We start from the raw sequence: 14,868 nt of genomic DNA, 5'->3' as shown, positions 1-14,868 counted from the left end.
TAGGCAGCGCCGTGCCGGCCGGCGAGGGGTTTTCCCCGCCCGCCCGCTCAGAGCAGCTCGACGATGGTGGCGTTGGCCATGCCGCCGCCCTCACACATGGTCTGCAGGCCGTAGCGGATGCCGTTGTCGCGCATGTGCTGGAGCATCGTGGTCATGATCCGGGCCCCGGACGCGCCGAGCGGGTGCCCCAGGGCGATCGCGCCGCCGCGCGGGTTCAGCCGCTCCGGGTCCGCCTCCGTCTCGGCCAGCCAGGCCAGCGGCACCGGGGCGAACGCCTCGTTCACCTCGTACACCCCGATCTCCTCGATGCCCAGCCCCGCGCGGCGCAGGGCTTTCGCGGTGGCCGGGATGGGCGCGGTGAGCATGGTGACCGGGTCGTCGGCGGCGACCACGGCGGTGTGCACCCGGGCCAGCGGGCGCAGGCCGTGGCGGCTGGCCCACTCGGAGGTGGTGACGGCGAGCGCGGCGGCGCCGTCGGAGATCTGGGACGCGGACCCGGCGGTGACCACGCCGTCGGCGCGGAAGGGGGTCTTCAGCCCGCCCAGCCTCGCCAGCGAGGTGTCCCGGCGGATGCCCTCGTCGGCGGCGAACTTGCCGCCGTCGGCCAGCACCACCGGCGCCAGCTCCGGGTCGAAGGCTCCGGCGTCCTGCGCGGCGGCGGCCTTGACGTGGCTGGCGAGGGCGAACTCGTCGAGCTGCGCCCGGGAGAAGTGCCAGCGGGCGGCGATCAGCTCGGCGCCGACGCCCTGGTTGAACGGCAGCGGCTCGTCCCCGGCGAAGCCCTCGACGCCCCGGTAGCGGTCGCGGACCTGGGCGCTGAACGGCGTGCCGCCGACGACGCTGGAGCCCATCGGCACCCGGGTCATCGACTCGACGCCGCCCGCGACGACCAGGTCGGCCTGCCCGGACAGGACGGTGGCGGCGGCGAAGTGCAGGGCCTGCTGGCTGGAGCCGCACTGCCGGTCCAGCGTGGTGCCGGGCACCGACTCGGGCCAGCCGGCGGCGAGGACGGCGTTGCGGGCGACGTTCCACGACTGCTCGCCGACCTGGGACACGCAGCCCCAGACGACGTCGTCGACCTGCGCGGGGTCGATCCCGGTGCGCTCGGCGAGGGCGCGCAGCACGTGGGCCGAGAGGTCGACCGGGTGTACGGCGGCGAGGCTGCCCTCGCGCCGCCCGACCGGGGTGCGTACCGCACCGACGATGACCGCGTCACTCATGTTTACTCCCCGGTAACCTGGCTGCCCCGATAGTACGTCTTCCGTCGCCCGGCCGTCCCCCCACGGCGGTCGGGGCGGTCGCGGGCGGGCCCCTGTCACGGGTGGGCCCGGCTGGCATCCTGGTGGGATGGAGTCGGCACTGACCCCCACAGCACCGTCGGCCCGGCAGTGGCGGGTCCCACCCACCCTGCCGGCGCTGAAGCTGGTCGGCGCGGCGGCGCTGGTCGGGCTCGGGCTGGTGTTCGCCGACGGCGACCGGGTGCGGCTGGTGCTCGCCGGGGTGCTGGCCGCCGGACTGGTCGGCTGGGCGCTGCGGGACCTGCTGGCCCCGGTGCGGCTCGCGGTCGATCCGGCGGGGATCACAGTGGTCCGGGGCTTCGCGGGCCGGCGTCGCCTCGACTGGGCCTCCGTCGAGGCGATCACCGTGGACCGGCGGCCCCGGCTGGGCCTGTCCACGGAGATCCTGGAGATCGACGCGGGCGAGTCGCTGCACCTGTTCGGCCGCTACGACCTGGACGCCCCGCCCGGTGAGGTGGCCGACGCGCTGCGCGCCGCCCGCGCCCGGTCGACCGGGATGGGTGAGCCGGGCGGCGTGGGAAGGCCGGGCGGGCTGGATCGCCCCTAGCTTGTCGCGCCCGAGCCGCCGCCGCGGTCCGGGCGACGGCCCGGCGGCGGCTCCGCGTCCTGCCGCCCTGTCGTCCCGCCGTCCCGCCGCTTCGCCGTTCCGCCGATGCCACTCGGAGGCACCACGATCATTCTCGGGCCCGGTGACGGAAAGCAACGAGCCAGCGCGGGGCCAACCACCTGCTCCGGCCCTTTGCTCTGCACCCGGATACGCAACGGTCTACGTAGCGCAACCGGTCGTCACCACCCCCCACCCTTGACCATCCCGCATCAACGCAGCTCAGGCTGATGCTGCTTATATGGGTGCAGAGCAAAGGGGGCGTCGGGCGTGGTGGCAGGCCGGCAGGAGAACACGCGGAGTGAGATCGGCCGGCCGGCGGGGACCCGCCCCGCTGTGACGCACGGAGCGTGGGCACAGTTTGTGCGGCGGCCGGCGTTCCCGGGCCAGGGCCCGCCGCCTCCGGCTGACCGGGGCTAACCGGGGCCGACCGGGGTTGGACTGGCCGGCTAGCCGGTCAGCGTCAGGGTGCGCACGACCGCCAGGGCGAGCAGCGCCACCAGCAGGACGGCCGCGCCGGCGACCTGGAACAGCGTCCGCCGGGACCGGGGCGCGTACGCCAGCACCAGCGCCATGGCCCCGCCGGTCACCAGGCCGCCGAGGTGACCCGGGATGGAGATGCCCGGCACGGTCAGGGTGAAGACCAGGTTGATCACCAGGACCGGCAGCACCGAGGAGATGTCCCGCCCCATCCGGCGTTCGATCACGATCAGCGCGGCGAAGAGGCCGAAGATCGCGGTCGATGCGCCGGCCGTGGTGGCGTTCTCGGCGCTGAACAGGTAGGCCGCCACGTTCCCGCCGAGGCCGGCGATCAGATAGAGGGCGAGGAAGCGCAGTGGGCCGAGGTTGGCCTCCAGGGACCGCCCGAGCACCCACAGTGCCCACATGTTCAGCAGCAGGTGCACGATGCCGTAGTGCAGGAACATCGCGGTGACCAGGCGGTACCACTCGCCCTGGGCGATGCCGTGCACGCTGCCGTCGGGGAAGAGAGCCTGCCCGAGCACCGAGCCCCAGTCGGTGAGCGGGGTGCTGCCACCCATCAGGCCACCGAACCCGGAGCCGCCGGCCAGCGCGTCCCCGCCCCGGTCGGAGGCGATGGACAGGAGCATGAGCAGCACGTTGAGCGCGATGAGTGCCTTGGTGACGTAGCCGAGGCGGCCGACGGCACCGCCACCGAAGGCGGTGCGCGCCGGCCGCACGCTGCGGCGTCCCTCGTCCACGCACTCCGGGCACTGGTGCCCGACCGAGGCGTCCCGCATGCAGTCGGGGCAGATCGGCCGGTCGCAGCGGGTGCAGCGGACGTACGTCTCCCGGCCGGGGTGCCGGTAGCAGACCGGGGTGGTCGGCGGGGACTCACTCACGGCTGCTGCCTCCCGGTGCGGCGGGGCGCTCGGTCATGCGAGCAAAGGTACCTCGCGCAGCCGGTCAGGCCGGGACGCGCTCGATCTCGACGCGCTCGATGACGACGTCCTGGAGCGGGCGGTCGCTCGGGCCGGTGGGGGTGTTGGCGATCGAGTCGACGACCTTCGCCGACGCCTCGTCGGCCACCTGACCGAAGATGGTGTGCCGGTTGTTCAGGTGCGGGGTCGGGCCGACGGTGATGAAGAACTGCGAGCCGTTGGTGCCGGGCCCGGCGTTCGCCATCGCCAGCAGGTACGGCCGGTCGAAGCGCAGCTCGGGGTGGAACTCGTCACCGAACTTGTAGCCCGGGCCGCCGCGACCGGTGCCGGTCGGGTCGCCCATCTGGACCATGAAGCCGCTGATCACCCGGTGCGAGATCGTGCCGTCGTAGTATGGCCCACTGCCCGGCTGACCCGTACGCGGGTCGATGTACTCCTTGTTGCCCTCGGCCAGGTCCACGAAGTTGCGAACCGTCTTCGGCGCGTGGTTGGGGAACAGCTCCAGCCGGATCGGGCCGGCGTTGGTGTGCAAGGTGGCGTAGACAGCCTCGGCCACGGGTACTCCTCAGTCGTTGGTCAGTTCCATGCGGATCCTCCCATGTGCCCGTTCTGGCAGTGCGGAGGCATCCGAAGGTGGAGGATGACGAAGGAACAACTCCCAGGAGGTGGGACCGTGTTTGGAATCGTGCGGCGCAAGACCCAGGGGCAGCTGGCGAGGGCCGAGCTGAACCAGGGCATCGGCCACCTGCGGCAGGCTGCGACGTACGCCGCCAAGGGTGCCGGCGCCACGGTCGGCCCGCGGGTCCAGGCGGCCCGGGGAGCCGTCGCGCCGACCGCCCTCGTGGTGCGGGACCGGGCGTCCAGCGGTCTCGCGTCGACGGTCGCGGCCCTCGCGCCGCTCGCCCTGGCCGTCCGTAACGCGCAGGCCGAGGCGGCCGGGAAGGCCGTCGCGGGGAAGAAGGCCGCCGCCGCGCGGCAGGCCGCCGTGAGCAGGAAGGTCAAGGCGAAGAGCATGAAGGCGAAGCGGAAGCAGAAGCGTTCGCGGGGCACGATGGTCGGCCTGCTGGCCGCCGGCACGGTCGCCGGCCTGGCCGGCGCCATGGCGCTGCGCCGCCGCCGCGAGCAGCAGGAATGGTCCGAGTACGACCCGACCCGCACCCTGGAGCCGGCCCGCGACGAGGTGGACACCCTGGTCGTGGAGACCCCCTCGGCCAGCCCCGCCACCCCCCGGCCCGCCGCCCAGCCGGTGGTCCACCCGACCGACAAGGTCCCCTCGGTCGCCGAGGGCGCCCGCGACGTCTCCGGCCGCCCGGCCGACAACCTCGACAAGGCGCTCAACAAGGAGAAGACGGCCGGTTCCGGCGGCCGCCGCTGACCCTCGTGCCACCGCCCGCGGCGCGGCGACGACCCCCGTCGTCCCGCGCCGTGGGCGCTGTCGTCACAGGCCGCCGCGACGGCGGAGCCGTCAGAGCCAGCCGTTGCGGCGGAACCAGCGGTAGAGCGCGAGCGAGATGGCGAGCATCAGGGCGAGCACGACCGGATAGCCGTACGTCATCTTGAGTTCCGGCATGTTCTCGAAGTTCATGCCGTAGATGCCGGCGATGGCGGTCCAGACCGCCGCGATGGCCGCCCAGGCCGCGATCTTGCGCATGTCGTTGTTCTGGTCGACCGTGACCTGCGCCAGCCGCGCCTGGAGGATCGAGTTGAGCAGGTCGTCGTAGGAGTTGACCTGTTCGACGGTGCGGCTGAGGTGGTCCTGCACGTCCCGGAAGTAGCGCCGCACCTCCTGCGGGATCTCCCGGCTGACCTGAGCGGTGAGGGTCATCAGCGGGCGTTGCAGCGGGACGACGGCCCGCTTGAACTCGACCAGTTCCCGCTTCATCTGGTAGATCCGCTGGATCCGGCCGCTGCTCTGCCGGTCGAACACGTCGGCCTCCAGGACGTCCAGGTCGTCCTCCAGCTGGTCGGCCACCTCCAGGTAGACGTCGACCACGCGGTCGGTGATCGCGTACGCGACGGCCCAGGGGCCGTGCGCCAGCAGGTCGTGCTTGGCCTCCAGGTCGGCGCGGACCGGGGCGAGCCGGCAGGCGTCGCCGTGCCGGACGCTGATCACGAAGTTCGGGCCGATGAAGAGCATCACCTGGCCGGTCTCGACGACCTCCGAGTTCTCGGTCAGCTCGTCGTGCTCGCAGTAGCGGGCGGTGCGCAGCACCAGGAAGCTGACCTCGCCGAAGCGTTCCAGCTTGGGCCGCTGCTGGGCCTTGACGGCGTCCTCGACGGCCAGCTCGTGCAGGCCGAAGGTGGCGGCGATCGCCGTCATCTCCGCCAGCTCCGGCTCGTGCAGGCCGATCCAGACGAAGCCGCGCTCGCGGCGGGCGGCGGCCAGCGCCTCCGCGTAGTGCCGGTCGCCGGGCTGCCGCCGGCCATCGACGTAGAGAGCGGAGTCCATGACCGCGCTGCGGCCGGTGCCGGTGCCGGCCGGTACGGCGGTGCGCTGGCTGCCGTCGGCGTTGAGGATCCGGGTCATCGCCCGCACCGGGGCCCAGGCCCGGGGCTTGATCGCCCGCGCGCCCGTGGGCGACGTGGCCTCGTTCCGCTCCGTCCGGTCCGACATGGCGACCCCCTCCCCACGCTGCCGCGACCGCCGATGCCGCCGCGGGTTGCAGGGTACGCCCGCCGGAGGCGGCCCGACCGCCGCCCGCCGCAGGGCGGTCCAGCCGGCGCTACCGCCCGGGGCGGGCCGACCGCCACTTCCGCCGGGACCGGGCGGGGCGGCGCCGGGTGGGCCGGGTCGCATCAGGGGGGTGAGGGGCGACCCGGCCCACCCGGCGCCCTTGGGGGCGGGGGTGATGCCTCGCGCGCCGCCGGCCAGGCCGCCGGGCCCGCGTCGGGGCAGGTGGGCCGGCCGGTGTGAACGGCGCTCGCAGCATTGTGGGCCGTGGATCGGCCGGGCGGGAGACCCCACCCAGCCCACACCACCGTGTTGTGACCAAACTGACAGGCAATCAGCCCCGAACGGCCGCCATCGCCTCCGCGAGTCGACGAACACCCTCGTCGATCCGGTCGGCCGTGACCGCCGAGAAGGCCAGCCGGAGGGCGTGCTGCCCGCCGTCGACCACGAAGTCACTGCCCTTGACGACCGCCACGCCGCGCTCGGCCGCCGCCGGGGCGAGGCGGTCGACCAGCACGTCCTCAGGCAGCTCGACCCAGAGGAAGTAGCCGCCGTCCGGCTCGACGAAGCGCGCCTCGGGGATGTGCCGGCGCAACGACTCGGCGAGCACCCGGGCCCGCTCGCCGAGGGCGGTGCTGACCTTCTCGATCGAGCGGGTGATGTCGCCGGAGACGCAGAACTGGTGCACGATCGCCTCGGACACCATGCCCGGCGAGATGTAGAGGCTGGTGGCCTTCTTCGCGATGTCGCCGATCAGGTCCGCCGGCCCGACCAGGTAGCCGACCCGTACGCCGGGGCAGACCGTCTTGGTGAAGCTGGAGGCGTGCACCACCACGCCCCGGGTGTCCATCGACAGCATGGAGGGCAGCGGCTCGCCCCGGAACCGGATGTCGGCGTACGGGTCGTCCTCGAAGAGGGTGAAGCCGTACTCGGCGGCCAGGTCGAGCAGTTCCCGCCGCTTGTCCAGCGACAGCGTGACGCCCGCCGGGTTCTGGTAGTTCGGGATGACATGGGCGAGCTTGGGGCGTACCCCGGACTCCAGCAGCTTGCGCAGCTCGGCGGTGTCCAGGCCGTCGGGCTGGACGGTCACGCCGTGGACCTCGCCGCCCATCCGCTGGAGGTTGAGCAGCGTCCGGTCGTACGTGGGGCGCTCCACCACGACGGTGTCGCCGGGCCGGACCAGGTGGTCGAAGAGGAACGCGTCGGCCTGGAGCGAGCCGTTGGTGACGAGCACCTGGTCCGCCTCGACGCCGTGCTTCTCGGCGATCCACTTCCGCAGGGGCGGGTACCCGACGGAGGTGCCGTACGCCGTGACCCCGGCGGGGTCGGCGTCGAAGGCGCGGACGGCGGCGGCCTTGAGCCCCTCGACATCGACGATGTCCAGCGAGGGAGCGCCACGGGCGAAGGAGATCAGCTGCTCGGCGGTCATGCGGACGAGCCTAGGGCCTGGCCCGGGCGCTCCGACCGGCATACACGCCAAGTTCAACATGCGGGCAGCACACGGGCGGCGAACGGCCGAAGCGGGAGACACCGAACGTGCGCGACACTCGTTGTCGATTATCGGACCGGTGTCTGGCCGCGACCGCGCGACCGCCGAAGGATGGCGTCCGCCGGACGGCGCAGGACGGTCCGGCGGTGGCACTCAAGGAGTGGTGAGGTTCACGTGACCGAGGACGGTACGGGTCGGCTCGACGACCAGGCGTTCGCCGAGTGGCTGGCCGGCGAGGCCGGCGTGGCGCTGACCGCGCTCCGCGCCGAGCAGGGCTTCGCCGACGCGAAGGCGCTCAAGGACGCCGGCGACAAGGTCTCCCACGACCTGATGTCGACGGCCCTGGCCCGGTGGCGTCCGGCCGACGCGGTGCTCTCCGAGGAGCAGGCGGACAGCCGGCGGGCCTGGGCCGACGACCCGTCCGCCGGGGACCGGCCGACCCGGCTCACCGCCGACCGGGTGTGGATCATCGACCCGCTGGACGGCACCCGCGAGTTCTCCGAGTCCGGGCGCGACGACTGGGCGGTGCACGTGGCGCTGTGGCAGCGTTCGGCCGGCCCGGACGGCGCGCTGGTCGCGGGCGCGGTCGGCATGCCGGCCCGGACCGGCCCCGACGGTGCGCCGCTGGTGCTCGGCAACCGGGTGCCGGCCGCGCCGGCCGTCGACGGGCCGCTGCGGATCGCGGTGAGCCGCAGCCGTCCGCCCGCGTTCGTCAGCGAGCTGGTCGAGGGCATCGGCGCCACGGCGGTGCCGATGGGCTCGGCCGGGGTGAAGGTCTGCGCGGTGGTCACCGGCGAGGTCGACGCGTACGTGCACGCCGGCGGCCAGTACGAGTGGGACTCGGCGGCCCCGGTCGCCGTGGCCCTCGGCGCGGGGATGCACGCGTCCCGGATCGACGGCTCGCCGCTGCGCTACAACCGGGACGACCCGCGCCTTCCGGACCTGCTGGTGTGCCGGCCGGAGCACGCGGGGGCCCTGCTCGCGGCCATCGACCGCTACCGTTGACGACGCCCGCTTCCGGCACCGCCGATCCGAGGAGGGTCATGAGCACCGGCCCCACCGCCGCGCCCACCCTCGCGCCCGCTCCGCCCGAGCCCGACCCGCCCCGTCGCCGGCGACGGCTGCTGCTGGGCCGCTGGTGGCTGCTGCCGCTGACCGCCGGCGCGCTCGCGCTGGGCACCACGGTCGCCCTCGCCACCAACGGTGACCTGCCCGGCCGGCCGGCGCCGACGGGCACCGACGCCACCGGCGGCAAGGCCGGCCTCGGCCCGGCCGCCTCCGGCAGCCGCCCCACCCCGGGCGGCAACGAGGGCTTCGGCGCGGGCCCGAAGTCGGGCTCACCGAGCCCGAGCACCAGCGGCGGGGCCAAGTCCGGTGGCTTCCCGGGCAGCCGGAACACGCTGCCGGGGGCGAGCATCTACCTGCAGAACGGGGAGAGCTTCGCCGCCGGGCTGGCCCGGTCCGACCGCAGCTACGGCCCGCTGCGCATGGTGCGGGTCTTCTATCCGGGGCTGCCGCCGTCCTGGTCGGGCTCCCGCGCCGACGTCGCCGACCGGACGGTGGTCGTCTCGTTCAAGGCCCCGCCCGGTGAGGTGGCCGCCGGCAAGCACGACTCGCGGCTCACCTCCTGGTTCCGCTCCGTGCCCCGGGACCTCGACGTCTACTGGTCCTACTTCCACGAGCCGGAGGACGACATCGAGCGCGGCTCGTACACGGCCGCCCAGTACCGGTCCGCGTGGAAGCGCCTCGCCGGCCTCGCCGACCGGGCCGGCAATTCCCGGCTGCGGTCCACGCTCATCCTGATGTGCTGGACGCTCAACCCGAACTCCCGGCGCAGCTTCGACGACTACTGGCCGGGCGGCGAGGCGATCGACGTGCTCGGCTGGGACTGCTACAACAGCGGCGGGAAGTACGACCGGTATACCGACCCGGCGCAGGTCTTCACCCCGATGATCAACAAGTCGAAGGCGCTGGGCAAGCCGTGGGGGCTGGCCGAGACCGGCAGCGTCCGCATCGCCGGCGACAGCAGCGGCACCGGCCGGGCCGCGTGGATCCGGTCGATGAGCCGCTACCTCGACGCGCAGCGCCCGCTGTGGGTGGCGTACTACGACTACGAGGTGGCCGGCGGCGACTTCCGGCTCCTCGACGCGCCGAGCCGGGAGGCGTGGCGGGCCTGGTGCGCCGCCTCCTGACGAGGCTCAGATGCCCCGGCCGCGCTTGTGCAGCGTACGCAGGACGCGGTCGGGGTCGACGGCCCGGCTGGCCACGGCCAGGGCCAGGTACGCGCGCGGCTCCCGGGGGTTGCGCGACAGCGTGCGCCGCGCCCAGCGCACGGCCTCGCCCCGGTTGCCCAGCGCCGCCTGGGCGAACGCGATCTGCCCGCTGACCCGGGCCTCGCCGGCCGGCACGGTGGCGAACTCCGGATAGCGGCCGAGCAGCCACTGCAACGCCACGGAGATGGTCTCCCAGCGCTGGGCGAAGTAGGACTGCTTGTGCCAGCGCACCGTCACGTACGGCTGCGCCAGGTTGACCAGCGGGGCGTGCCGGGCGGCCCGGAGCAGGAACTCGTAGTCCTCCGCGTAGCTGCCCGGGATCTCCTCGTCGACGAGCCCGATGCCGTCGAGCAGCGCGTCCCGGCGGATGAGGAACGTCGACGGGTGCAGCTCGGTGTGCCGGTCGCGCAGCAGGGCGGCCAGCGGCACCCGGTCGACGGGCAGCACCCGGTCGACCTGGCGGCCGTCGTAGTCGACGCGGATGCCACAGCTCACGAACGCGCCGTCGCCGGCGGCGGCGAGCGCCGCCACCTGCGCGGCGAGCTTGCCGGGCAGCCACTCGTCGTCGTCGTCGCAGAACGCCACCAGGTCGCCGGTGGCGGCCAGGATGCCCGTGTTGCGGTTGCCGGCCAGGCCGGGGGTGCGCTGGTTGACCAGCACGGTGATCCGGGGGTCGTCGGCCAGCGACCGGTCCGGCTCGGACTGGTCGTAGACGACCACCGCGTCGACCCGACCCGGGTAGTCCTGGCCGAGGATCGCGTCGAGGGCCTTGCGCAGCAGCTCGGGGCGGTCCCGGGTGGGGACCACGGCGGTCACCGACGGGTACGTCGCGCCCGACTCGGCCGTCGCGCCCGCGTCGTTCACCGGCTCGGTCATGGTGCCTCCGTGGAACCCGGGCGGCCGAGGCCGACGTATCCGTACCGCAGACGCAGGGGCAGCGTCGCGGCGCTCACCACCACCCGGCTGCGCGACGGCAGGGCCGTGCGCCAGGCGTCGTCCTGCCGGACCCGCAGCGGGCCGGCGTTGAACCGCAGCGGGTTCCCGGCGATGCTGTGCGCCCGGCGCAGCGGCGCGGGCGACGGGTCGAGCACCCGCAGCGCCTCGGGGTCGTCGGGCAGGCCGGCGAAGCGGCGCAGCCGGGCGACCGTGCCGCGCGGGTCGGCGGTGAAGTCCTCGTAGCGCAGCCGGACCACCGGCGCGCGGGTGGCCAGCAGGTGGAACGCGGCGTTCTGCGCCGTCCACAGCTTGCTCACCGTGAACGGCGAGAAGGTCGGCATGTACGCCTCGGCGTCGACCACCTCGGGCCGGCGCACCTGCTTGGCCCACGAGTAGGCCACCGCCCGGCTGTCCCGCACCAGGTGCAGCACCCGCAGGTCGAGGTCGTCGGCCCAGCGCAGCGCGAACGCCGTGGACGCGTGCTTGCTGGAGTCCACCACCAGCCGCGCGCCGGTCACCGCCATCGCGGCGGCGTAGATGCGGGTGTAGAGGTCGGCGTAGCGGCGCACCTCGTCGAGTTGTGCGGCGGGCAGCTCGGCGCGGGCCAGCCGGGGGATGTGCCGGGTGCGGTCCACCGCGTCCTTGAGCGCCAGCACCTCGGCGCGGTCGACCGCCGACCAGCCGCCGAAGGCGTGCTCGCCGACGCGCTGCCAGAAGTCGCAGGCGGTGAACCGCTCGCCGCAGCCGCACCGCTCGTCGCCGCCGAGCGCCCGCTCCCACAGGTGCACCACCTCGCCGACGGCGCAGACGTCGGGGTGCTGGGCGAGGATCAGCTCCAGCAGGGTGGAGCCGCTGCGCCCCAGCCCGCCGACGAAGAGCACCCGGGCGCTCACCGCCACCACCTGCGCCGACCCGGCGCCCGGCTGGCGCGGACCAGGTCCTCGACGATCCGGCCGACCTCGGTGGCGGCGGCGACCCGGGGGTCGGGCCGGTCCGGGTCGGCCGCGAGGGCGTACGTCAGCGGGTCCGCCACGCCCTTGTCTAGCGCCTCGACCAGGTCGGCCTCGGCCTCGGCGAGCTTGACCATCCCGGCCGCGCCGAGCCGGCGGGCGAAGAGCTGCTGGTGGTTGTCGACGTGCTCGTCGCGGGTCGGGTCCCGGGGCACCACGATCGGCAGGTGCCCGTGCCGACGGGCCTCGGTGATGGTGGCGGGACCGCCGTGGCAGACCACCAGGTCCGCCTCGGTCATCGCCCGCTGGAGCTCGTCGTGGGCCAGGAACGGCGCCCCGCCCGGCAGCCGGGGCGCGCGGCTGCGGCCGTGCTGCACGACGAGGCGGACCTCCGGCGCGGCGGCGTCGCGGCCGGCGTGCCAGCGTTCCAGCCAGTCGACCAGCCGGTCGAAGCGGTGCACGTCCGTGCCGACCATGGCGAGGATCGTGCGGGGGGCCGGGGAGTTGCCGCGCTGGCGCGGGATGGGCAGGCTCACAGCAGGTTTCCCACCACGGTCGCCTTCGGGTAGAGCCGGCGCTGCTCCTCCCACTGCACGAGCATCGCCGAGAGGAACGGCCGGCACAGCCGGGCCGACAGCGTCGGGGTGTCGATCCGGTCGTACACCTCGATGTAGACCGTGGGGATGCCGCGCAGCCGGGCCACGATCACGAACGGCAGGGCGACCCCGGCGCCGGTGGTGACCACCGCGGCGACGTCCCGCCCCCGGAACACCCGCACGGCCAGCCACAGGTTGCGGGCCAGGTTCTTGAAGTTGCGGGTGGTCGGGTGGTATGCCCAGACGACGTCCTCGCCGTCGAGCAGCGAGCGGGCGTCCGGGGTGTCGAAGGTCACCCAGGAGCGGGCCCGGTCGCGGTACCACGGTGCGAGCGCCACCAGTTGGGCGAGGTGCCCGCCGCTGGAACCGACGAGCATGACTTCACCAGACTCCACGTCCACCCGCCTCCCGAGGGCCCACCGCGCCCCGGGACGCGCCCACCGGGGGCGGTCGACCGGACGGCGCGACGCCGCCACAATGTAGCGGCCTCCGGAACTGAAACATAAGTGGCGTTCACCATCATCCGGCCTGTCGGATGGTTGCCAGCAGGACCTTCCGCCAATGCCGGGCTCCCCCGTTGCGCACCTAGACTGCCGCTGACAGCACCGGGGGCGAGGGGATCGCGGATGACCGACCAGACGGCCGAGGCAGCGCAGGGTGCCGGCGACGGGGTGGCCCCCGACCCGGTCACCGTCCTCTACGTCTGCGGCATGCCGCGCAGCGGCTCCACGCTGCTCGACCTGATGCTCGGCCAGTTCGTCGGGCACTGCGACGTCGGCGAGCTGTTCTACCTCTGGCAGTCCGGCGTCGAGCGCAACTTCCGGTGCGCCTGCGGCGAGCACTTCGACGCGTGCCCGTTCTGGGGCGAGGTGGGCCGCCGGGCGTACGGCGGGTGGTCGCAGATCGACGTGGCCGACGTGCGGGCGCTGCAGAGCCGGGTCGACGCCACCGCCAAGATCCCGCTGATCGTGAACCCGGGGATGTCCACGGCCTTCCGGCGGGACCTGGACCGCTACGTCGAGCTGCTGACCCCGCTCTACCGGGCGGTGGCCGAGGTGTCCGGGGCCCGGGTGGTGGTCGACTCGACCAAGCGCCCCTCGCTGGCGTACATCCTGGCCCGCGCCCCGCAGATCGACCTGCGGCTGGTGCACGTGCTGCGCGACCCGCGCGGAGTGGCGTACTCGTGGAGCCAGGTGGTGGAGCTGCCCGAGGGCACCTCGACCAAGGGCCGGATGAACCAGCGGTCGGCGCGGCTGACCGCCCGGCGCTGGGTCACCGTCAACGCGATGGTGGCCGCGCTGGGCCGCCGGGGCGTGCCCCGGGTCACCGTCCGGTACGAGGACCTGGTCCGCGACCCGCGCGGGGAGCTGGGCCGGATCGCGGCGCTGACGGCCGACGTGACCGGGGTCGTCGACCCGCTGGAGTTCCTGCGGGACAACGAGTTCGAGCAGGCCGGCTCGCACGCGGTGGCCGGCGGCCGGATCCGGATGCGCAGCGGCCCGATCACGCTGGCGCTGGACGAGAAGTGGCGTCGCGAGTACGCCCCGGGGCCCCGCCGCCTGGTCGGGGCGATGACCTGGCCGCTGCGCCGCCGCTACGGCTACCGCTAGGTGAGGTGTTAGGAGGGGGCCCTTCCTATACCGCAAGCGTTAACAGGGGGCCCTTCCTTACGCCGCGGCGGCGGCGAGGTGGGCGTCGAGGGTGTCGATCAGCTCGGGGGCCCGCTCGTAGTCGAACTTGCGGGCGAAGTGCGCCCCGCTGGCCAGCGCGAGGGGCAGATCCTCGGCGGTCAGCGACTTGGGGTGGTTGAAGGTGCTGTTGCGGAAGTCGAAGTAGCGCTTGCAGTCCGGCACCAGGTTGAACCGGTCGGCGCTGCACACGATCGTCTGGAAGACCGCCTCGACCGGGGAGAGGCAGTGTCGGAAATATTCCACCACGTCCGGCCGCCGGTCGAAGTAGTCCCGCAGGTAGGCCACCACGGGCCAGCTCAGTGAGGAGAACGCCGACCCGCCGTGCAGGCGCAGGTCGGGGCCGAACGGGGTGCGGGCACGGCGGCCGAGGGCCAGCCCGTACGACACGTGCACCCGCACCAGGGGCTGCACCCGGTTGACCGCCTGGAGCGGGCGGAGCAGCTTCTTGCCCCGGGGGCTGAGCGGCAGCACCCGGCGGTGCTGGAAGTGGTAGCGGGAGCGGACGCGGCTGCGCGGCCAGTGGCTCTCCGGCCCGAAGGCGTCCCAATATTCCATGAACCCGTCGGCGCCCGAGTCGACCAGCTCCGCCTCGGACTCGCCGAGGGGCCGCAGCGGGTAGTCCTGACCGGTGATGTTCACCAGCCAGTCGACCTGCACCCCCTCGTCGTTCAGCCAGTCGACGGCGGCCATGTAGCGGTCGACATGACTGAAGTCACCGTATCCACCCTCGTGCATCTGCACGACGACGTCGGTCATCGAACGCAGCTCGGCGAGGTCCGGCGGGGCACCGTTCACGTCGTGGCTGACGTGCACAATGCTGTCGGGACTGTACTTCTTCACCGCGTGCACCAGCCGGTTCAGCTGCTCGGGCGACCGGTGGCTCTGGATGTGGTAGCAAAACCGCACCCGCCTATCCTCCCTTGCGACGCCGTTGCTGGAAAGCGACGCTTCGTCGGCTTC

General features: G+C 73.7%; 15 protein-coding genes. 5 read left to right on the top strand and 10 right to left on the bottom strand.

Going from position 1 to position 14,868, the window contains the following annotated elements:
- Window positions 1-47 precede the first annotated feature (47 nt).
- The gene (locus LPA42_RS06775) at window positions 48-1,220 is read right to left on the bottom strand and encodes an acetyl-CoA C-acyltransferase (RefSeq protein ID WP_077935223.1); all 1,173 of its coding nucleotides are present in this window, start codon (window positions 1,218-1,220) and stop codon (window positions 48-50) included.
- A 127-nt stretch (window positions 1,221-1,347) separates the two neighbouring features.
- Between LPA42_RS06775 and LPA42_RS06770 the strand changes: the two genes are divergently transcribed.
- On the top strand, window positions 1,348-1,845 hold the full coding sequence (locus LPA42_RS06770) for a PH domain-containing protein (RefSeq protein WP_077935224.1): 498 nt from the start codon (window positions 1,348-1,350) through the stop codon (window positions 1,843-1,845).
- A gap of 506 nt (window positions 1,846-2,351) precedes the next feature.
- Here LPA42_RS06770 and LPA42_RS06765 read toward each other — a convergent pair.
- Window positions 2,352-3,263, bottom strand: a complete 912-nt coding sequence (locus tag LPA42_RS06765) for a rhomboid family intramembrane serine protease (RefSeq protein ID WP_043960852.1) — start codon at window positions 3,261-3,263, stop codon at window positions 2,352-2,354.
- A gap of 64 nt (window positions 3,264-3,327) precedes the next feature.
- Complete coding sequence (locus LPA42_RS06760; RefSeq protein ID WP_077935225.1) at window positions 3,328-3,858, bottom strand: peptidylprolyl isomerase; 531 nt, start codon at window positions 3,856-3,858, stop codon at window positions 3,328-3,330.
- A gap of 84 nt (window positions 3,859-3,942) precedes the next feature.
- Here LPA42_RS06760 and LPA42_RS06755 point away from each other — a divergent pair, with 84 nt between their 5' ends.
- The gene (locus tag LPA42_RS06755; RefSeq protein WP_228986420.1) at window positions 3,943-4,677 is read left to right on the top strand and encodes a hypothetical protein; all 735 of its coding nucleotides are present in this window, start codon (window positions 3,943-3,945) and stop codon (window positions 4,675-4,677) included.
- A gap of 90 nt (window positions 4,678-4,767) precedes the next feature.
- On the opposite strand, the gene corA is transcribed toward LPA42_RS06755, so the two are convergent.
- The gene (gene corA / locus LPA42_RS06750; RefSeq protein ID WP_043960855.1) at window positions 4,768-5,916 is read right to left on the bottom strand and encodes a magnesium/cobalt transporter CorA; all 1,149 of its coding nucleotides are present in this window, start codon (window positions 5,914-5,916) and stop codon (window positions 4,768-4,770) included.
- Window positions 5,917-6,307: 391 nt separating this feature from the next.
- A complete protein-coding gene (locus LPA42_RS06745; RefSeq protein ID WP_077935227.1) occupies window positions 6,308-7,402 on the bottom strand; it encodes a PLP-dependent aminotransferase family protein in 1,095 nt (364 codons plus the stop codon).
- A gap of 234 nt (window positions 7,403-7,636) precedes the next feature.
- Between LPA42_RS06745 and LPA42_RS06740 the strand changes: the two genes are divergently transcribed.
- Together LPA42_RS06740 and LPA42_RS06735 are read left to right on the top strand one after the other, a co-directional pair.
- The gene (locus LPA42_RS06740; RefSeq protein ID WP_228986419.1) at window positions 7,637-8,467 is read left to right on the top strand and encodes a 3'(2'),5'-bisphosphate nucleotidase CysQ; all 831 of its coding nucleotides are present in this window, start codon (window positions 7,637-7,639) and stop codon (window positions 8,465-8,467) included.
- Window positions 8,468-8,505: 38 nt separating this feature from the next.
- Complete coding sequence (locus tag LPA42_RS06735; RefSeq protein WP_228986418.1) at window positions 8,506-9,654, top strand: hypothetical protein; 1,149 nt, start codon at window positions 8,506-8,508, stop codon at window positions 9,652-9,654.
- Window positions 9,655-9,660: 6 nt separating this feature from the next.
- On the opposite strand, the gene LPA42_RS06730 is transcribed toward LPA42_RS06735, so the two are convergent.
- From LPA42_RS06730 to LPA42_RS06715, 4 genes are read right to left on the bottom strand one after another with little or no spacing between them, the layout of a single operon-like run.
- The gene (locus LPA42_RS06730; RefSeq protein WP_077935229.1) at window positions 9,661-10,611 is read right to left on the bottom strand and encodes a glycosyltransferase family A protein; all 951 of its coding nucleotides are present in this window, start codon (window positions 10,609-10,611) and stop codon (window positions 9,661-9,663) included.
- Window positions 10,608-11,573, bottom strand: coding sequence for a sulfotransferase (locus LPA42_RS06725; RefSeq protein WP_077935230.1), 966 nt, complete (start codon window positions 11,571-11,573; stop codon window positions 10,608-10,610). The genes LPA42_RS06730 and LPA42_RS06725 overlap by 4 nt, the downstream gene beginning before the upstream one ends.
- On the bottom strand, window positions 11,561-12,097 hold the full coding sequence (locus LPA42_RS06720; protein ID WP_077935244.1) for a glycosyltransferase: 537 nt from the start codon (window positions 12,095-12,097) through the stop codon (window positions 11,561-11,563). The genes LPA42_RS06725 and LPA42_RS06720 overlap by 13 nt, the downstream gene beginning before the upstream one ends.
- A gap of 56 nt (window positions 12,098-12,153) precedes the next feature.
- On the bottom strand, window positions 12,154-12,594 hold the full coding sequence (locus LPA42_RS06715; RefSeq protein ID WP_077935231.1) for a UDP-N-acetylglucosamine--LPS N-acetylglucosamine transferase: 441 nt from the start codon (window positions 12,592-12,594) through the stop codon (window positions 12,154-12,156).
- Window positions 12,595-12,843: 249 nt separating this feature from the next.
- Here LPA42_RS06715 and LPA42_RS06710 point away from each other — a divergent pair, with 249 nt between their 5' ends.
- A complete protein-coding gene (locus LPA42_RS06710) occupies window positions 12,844-13,827 on the top strand; it encodes a sulfotransferase (RefSeq protein ID WP_077935232.1) in 984 nt (327 codons plus the stop codon).
- Between the two features lie 57 nt (window positions 13,828-13,884).
- Here LPA42_RS06710 and LPA42_RS06705 read toward each other — a convergent pair whose 3' ends face one another.
- A complete protein-coding gene (locus tag LPA42_RS06705; protein WP_077935233.1) occupies window positions 13,885-14,814 on the bottom strand; it encodes a hypothetical protein in 930 nt (309 codons plus the stop codon).
- Between the last annotated feature and the right edge of the window lie 54 nt (window positions 14,815-14,868).

Source organism: Micromonospora sp. DH13, assembly GCF_020873825.1.
GTDB lineage: Bacteria > Actinomycetota > Actinomycetes > Mycobacteriales > Micromonosporaceae > Micromonospora > Micromonospora haikouensis.
Note: the sequence above shows the minus strand (reverse complement) of the source record. Positions and strands in the feature narration are given on the sequence as shown.